Origin of the sequence: Nostoc flagelliforme FACHB-838 (assembly GCF_014698065.1) — a bacterium.
Classification (GTDB): domain Bacteria; phylum Cyanobacteriota; class Cyanobacteriia; order Cyanobacteriales; family Nostocaceae; genus Nostoc; species Nostoc flagelliforme_B.
This window is the reverse complement of record NZ_JACJSI010000366.1, coordinates 1-5,765: the sequence shown is the minus strand read 5'-3', so window position 1 is coordinate 5,765 and position 5,765 is coordinate 1. Positions and strand designations below refer to the sequence as shown.

Genomic DNA, 5,765 nt, shown 5'->3' with positions numbered 1-5,765 from the left:
GTTAACTCTTTTTCCGATTGCTTGATGTGCTGCCCCATTTTCTCCACCAGTTCTTTGACAATGGCTGGAGTCTTTTCCCAATCTAAGTCGGAAATTTCGATTCCGTAGGCGAGACAGTTTTCATTCATGCCTCTTAATCTACCATTTACGTGTACTTATTTTTTACAGTAGCAGGATAACTCCTGTGAACGTTTACGAATCGTTGATACCTTTAGGGACAAAAGCTTTTTACGAGAATGCAGATATAGAGCGACGTTTTGAGTTGGCACACTCAGCAGGAATCGGAACGCCAGAGTGGGATAACACGCCGACTCTAGTTGATATGGAACAGTTTTTCAAAGCCGATTGTATTGATTTAGGTTATGAGGATGAGAATGTTGAGAAGGCGCTCAATTATATACGCTTACGACTACAGTACTGGCAGGCAAGCTCAATAGGAAATGCGATTTGTAAACCTTCAACTTTCCAAACAGACAGTAAGCTAATTACGTTTGCATTAACGAATCTGCAATCGGATAGAGAAGCAGAGGTGTTCGGGATGTCGGCGTATATTGCGGCATCGAGACAATCACTATCCTCGACAAACAGTATGTTTTTCATGGATGAGGCGAGCGTATTGTTACGGTTCCCGTCGTTATCTAGGTTGGTAGGTCGTAAATGTGCTACGGCTCGCAAATCAGGATGTCGCATTGCTCTAGCTGCTCAAGATGTGATTTCGATTGCCAAATCAGAAGCTGGGGAACAAATATTACAAAATATGCCTTGTCGATTAATTGGGCGAATTGTCCCAGGGGCAGCGAGAAGTTTTTCGGAATTGCTTGGTATACCGAGAGAAATTATAGATGTAAATGAAACTTTTATGCCAAACATCCAACAGCTATATACGTTATGGCTACTGGACTACAACAACAAATATATAAGATGCCGTTATTATCCTTCATCTCCGCTTTTGGCTTTGGTTGTCAATGGTAGAGAGGAACAAGAATCACGAGATAAGTTTAAAAAAATTTACGATGATAAGTTCACTTGGGTGGCAGAATTTTCTAAGTATTATGTTGAGTGCATTAAGCAAGGGAAACCATTATGAAAATCCTTACATCAGCAATTCAAAACAAGATTTTGCTGGCAATATTGGCAGGTGTAGTATCAATTGGGAGTTTTCAAGTATGGCAATACAACCAAGCGAAATATGAGAAGTTTATTGCTGGTCAAGAAAATAATTGTAAAGTGTATATAGAAATGGCAGAGGATTCAGTGAAACGTAGCCCAAGCTTGAGAAATTTCAAATACAACAATGTAGTGAATCAGGGAATAAAACAACCCGGAATAAATTCTGAATCCGAAGTAGACAGGAGATATATTTTGCTTTATAACAAGCCTGTTTCTACCCTTCCCGCAAATGCTCTGGTTTATGAGAATGGGTTTTTTAAAAGTTTATTATCAAAAGGTAATTATCCTCCAGAGTCCTTGCTGGTTGACGCAGTTTCTTTTGATTTAAAAAATCGACAAGTAACTGTTAGCTCAGATTGTGCAAAGAAACCTTTTGTAGTTAACTTGGAGAATTTATATGAAACAGTTCAGCCAGTGGATATTGATATCAGGGGCAGTAATTCAGATTTGTTTTTCTAATATGACAGTAGATGCAGCCAATGCCGATAACAACAATTCAAATAAATCTGTTTTGAGCCAGTTTCAAGAAATTTACAACAGTTTGCAAGTTTCGATAAATAACTATCAAAAAGAATTTACTAAAGCAGTAGGAAAGCTAGAAGCAGAATTAAATCAGGCAATTCAATCTAGTGTAGGGGATTTAGGTGTTCCCGACCCCTTGAAAGCTGGAAAGAATATAGAGAAAGTTTTTGAAAAACTAGATACTGAGCTACTTGAATTAGATCCTAAAACTCAAGCTCAGGATGCTATTAGAGAATGGGATCAGCAATATACCCGTGGTCAATCTCAATCAATTTTGGGTAACGAAGGACAACGGGTACAAGCTCAAGAAGCAGAAATAACTAATGACGCAATAGGGCAATCTTCGGATAACGCTAATGCTGCACAACAGGATGTTATTACTCAAGACATTTTAAAAAAGATGGCTGTTCAAAATTTCCAAACGGCAGTAGTTAGCAAATCAATTCATGCAGAAGCTCAGAAGCAATCACGTTCATTAGCTGCTGCAAATATTAATCTTGCCGATATTTCTGGGCGCATGGATGAGCAAGCAAGACTTGAGCAGCAAGAATCTAATGCAGCCGCGAGAGAAATATTACAATCTGCTGCTGCACTAGATTCTTACTGGAAAAATCAATAAAGAGGCGAATGGGGATAAGGGGCGGGGGGAAAGAAAAAGAATTGAAGTTAAAACTTTTCCCCATACGATGCAAAGCAAGTATTTTTAAATATAAAGAATCTTAAAAGAAGATAATACTCGCCACGTAATGCGATTTCAGCGTAGAACCACTCTTATTCTCTTATTTTTAAATATGTATGGGGCTTCTTCCCCCATTTACCCTTCCCCTTTTTGGTAAAAATAGCTGATTAAATAAAATGCTTTTAACTATCCTTTTTGCTCAATCAGCAGGTCAGCAGCCTGGACAAAACACAGGTGTTACTATATCAGGTGAAATAGTTGACGGAGCTATAAACGGGGCAGATATAATTTACCAATCTTTTGAAAATGATTGGGCAGAGCTAGCATCTGGGACAAGTTCTATTTATACAGCTGTTGTGGCTGTATCGATGTTGGTTGCAGTAGTTTTAGTAAGTTTTGCCTCTTTGGGCTGGTACAGAAAATTTGCTGAAGAAGGTTTTTCTTATAATTTTGTAAATGAGATGGTTTTTCCGTTGTTGGTAATTTTAATGCTGACTAACAATGGTTTTTTATTGGCTAATACCACAATCGCTCTCAAGGATGTGTCGGCTAATCTAAACAGGAGTATCCTAAGTATTACTAGAAACGGTGTAAGACTGAAAGATGCTATCAGGAATGTGAACGCAGATCAAAGTTTCATCTTAGCTACTCAAACAGCTTTGGCTAGATGTGAAAAGCTTAAAGATTCTGAAATAGATAGTGATGGTAAAATAACAAGTCCTAGACAAACCTGCATCAAAGCAAAAATAGAAGATGCTCAACGAGAAGCACAATTAGCCAGAAAAAAAAGGGGAATGAGTTCAGGTTCGGGAAGCTGGAACCCTTTGGATATTGGTGGTGAACTTGTCAATAGTGCAATTCAAGGTCTTGTTTATGTGATTCTGAGTGGTTTATCCGCAGGTTTCCAATATATAGTGCAATTATCCTTTTTGTTAGTTGCTTACGTTGCACCTATATTCTTGGTATTGTCTTTGCTGCCTTTTGAAAGCAAGCCCCTTTATGCGTGGTTGTCCGGTTGGCTAGGTTTGACACTAATACTAATTTCATACTCGATAATAGTAGGTATAGTTGCGAGTGCGATAGTTGACAAACCTTCAAGCAATCCATTGTTGATGCAACTAATACAAGCAATTTTTTCGCCATTACTTGCAGTAGCCATTGGTACAGGAGGGGGGATGTCAGTATTCACAGCTTTTACTAGTGGAATTAAATTCTCTGTGGGATTAAGAAAATGAGGCTATTAGAAAAAAAAGAATTAAATTTCACGCCAATATTTTTGATAGGGAATGCAGTATTACTGAGCCTAGTACTGTTAATAGAAATAATAAATTTTGCGAGAGTGGGAACTATAGCCAACTCGAAAGCACCAACATTAGTAGAATTAAATGATGGAGAATCTATAAGAGTTAGGGCGATACATAGTGAGTCGAGATCGGCTCAAGCCATCAGGTATTTTGTCGGGCAAACAATGACAGGGTTACTGAGTTGGAATACATTGCCAAAAGTGACTGGTGACTACGATGTAGACCCTACTAAAAAATTAAAGCTTGATGCGGGTGTGCAAACAGGGAATAGCAAAATTACAACGAATGTATGGGCTACAGGATTTGCGTTGTCAGAAGATTTCCGTGCTGAGTTTCTGAAAGAAATAGGAAATCTTACACCACCAGATGTATTTAATGGTACGACTCAATCAATTTTAAAAATCACTTTACTTAGCGAACCTAAAAAAGTAAAACCAGGTAAGTTTCAAGTAGATATGGTAGGGGAAGTAATAGTTTTTCAGAGTAATAATATGGTTGGAGAACCAATAGGGTTTAACAAAAGTGTTTTTGTGAGAGTGATAGACACACCGACATTACCGCAGATTTCATCTGAGTTTCAGCAAACAGCTTATCGTGTTCGCAAAGCAGGTTTAGAAATATATAAAATTCAAGATTTGAATTTATGACACAAACGCAAGAATCACCAGCAGTAAATAAAAGAAACGTTCACCAATAAGAAGAGTCAGCAGAATTTTTAGCAAAAGAGCAGTCAGACACAGCAAACCCAGGTTCTTTGGATAAGAAAGATAAAGATTTCGCCGCGATGAATGGGGTAAGTATTCAGCTTGAATCCTTAGCCGATACAGAAGCTCCTGAACCAGAAGAAATCACAACTACTCGTACAATCCCACAAAACCCACTTTTAAAGATGGCTGTGATCGGTGGGATAATACTTGTTTTTATAATGATTGTAGGCGGACTAATTAATGGTTCTATGAATGCCCTGAACTTTTCTCCTACAAAAATAGAATCACCAAAAATAAATCTTGAAACAATAGAAGAACCAGCCAAGGATGAGACAGGACAAAATAAAACAGCTTTAGCTTTGACTAGCCAGAATGTGGAATTTAAGAAAATCCGCGATCAAAAAGCACAAGCACAAGCAGAAGCAACACCAACACCTAGTCCGACATTCACACCTGTTCCGGTAGCTCCACCACCACCAACAAGAACAATACCTCAGCGTACACAACCAGTAACAGTTTCTAGAAATCCCTCTCCACCGAGAATTAATACAGCGACTACACGCTCACTAGCAGTTTCTCAACCTCAGCCTCAAGCAAAACAGGTAGCACGAGTAATCCCCAATGCAAGTTCGGCTGTAAAAACTCAACAATTAGACCCGATGCAACAATGGCTTGCTGTTGCAAATGCTGGTAGTTTCAGTAGTTCAGTCAACTCTGATGATGAACAATTAAACCCCAGTGGGATAAAAGGGGGAATAGGGTCAAGTACAGAAATTAAAAATCAAACTACTGCACAAACAACTGATTATAATACAAAGCGTATTTTAGTTGGTAGTACTACAGAAGGACGGCTAGAGACACCAATATTTTGGGGGACTAGTGATGATATCGGTCAAAATTACCTGATTAAGATATCCCTTCCATTGAAAGCATCAGATGGTAGTGAAGTGTTACCCACAGGATCTTATCTGGTAGCTCAATTGACTAATTCAAATGGCTCAGGATTTGCCCAATTGCGTGGGGTTTCAGTTTTAATTAATTCTGATGGGAACACCCAACAAAAGAAACTGCCAGAAAACGCTGTTTTAATCATGAGGAAAAACGGCAGTTTTCTAAAAGGTGAATCTCGCAGAGGTAGTAATTTAGGAAGTGATTTGATGTCGGCCGTAATTGCCGGGGTTGCCAAGGCTGCTGAGATCCAGAATCGCCCAACAAGTCAAACCAACATTAGTTCTAATGGATTTTCTAGTAGTACAACTACTAATGATTATAAAAATATAACCTCTGCTTTTGGTGAAGGTGCATTTAACAATATTCTCGAAGGTATTAAAGCATCTAATCAAAGTCGCTCTGGGCAATTAAATAGCCAAGAAAAAGTGTTCG

6 protein-coding genes are annotated in these 5,765 nt (G+C 38.5%); all 6 read left to right on the top strand.

The features are described from left to right. The first annotated feature begins 184 nt into the window (after positions 1-184). On the top strand, positions 185-1,087 hold the full coding sequence (locus H6G97_RS43835; protein ID WP_242056016.1) for a hypothetical protein: 903 nt from the start codon (positions 185-187) through the stop codon (positions 1,085-1,087). Then, positions 1,084-1,629, top strand: a complete 546-nt coding sequence (locus tag H6G97_RS43830) for a hypothetical protein (protein ID WP_190946761.1) — start codon at positions 1,084-1,086, stop codon at positions 1,627-1,629. The genes H6G97_RS43835 and H6G97_RS43830 overlap by 4 nt, the downstream gene beginning before the upstream one ends. Beyond that, the gene (locus tag H6G97_RS51695) at positions 1,568-2,311 is read left to right on the top strand and encodes a hypothetical protein (RefSeq protein WP_242056015.1); all 744 of its coding nucleotides are present in this window, start codon (positions 1,568-1,570) and stop codon (positions 2,309-2,311) included. Before H6G97_RS43830 ends, H6G97_RS51695 begins: the two co-directional genes overlap by 62 nt. Before the next feature lie 236 nt (positions 2,312-2,547). Continuing rightward, the gene (locus H6G97_RS43820; protein ID WP_190946760.1) at positions 2,548-3,606 is read left to right on the top strand and encodes a hypothetical protein; all 1,059 of its coding nucleotides are present in this window, start codon (positions 2,548-2,550) and stop codon (positions 3,604-3,606) included. Then, on the top strand, positions 3,603-4,322 hold the full coding sequence (locus H6G97_RS43815) for a hypothetical protein (protein ID WP_190946759.1): 720 nt from the start codon (positions 3,603-3,605) through the stop codon (positions 4,320-4,322). The genes H6G97_RS43820 and H6G97_RS43815 overlap by 4 nt, the downstream gene beginning before the upstream one ends. A gap of 107 nt (positions 4,323-4,429) precedes the next feature. Further along, on the top strand, positions 4,430-5,765 hold a 1,336-nt coding region (locus H6G97_RS43810; RefSeq protein ID WP_190946758.1), incomplete at its 3' end, for a hypothetical protein.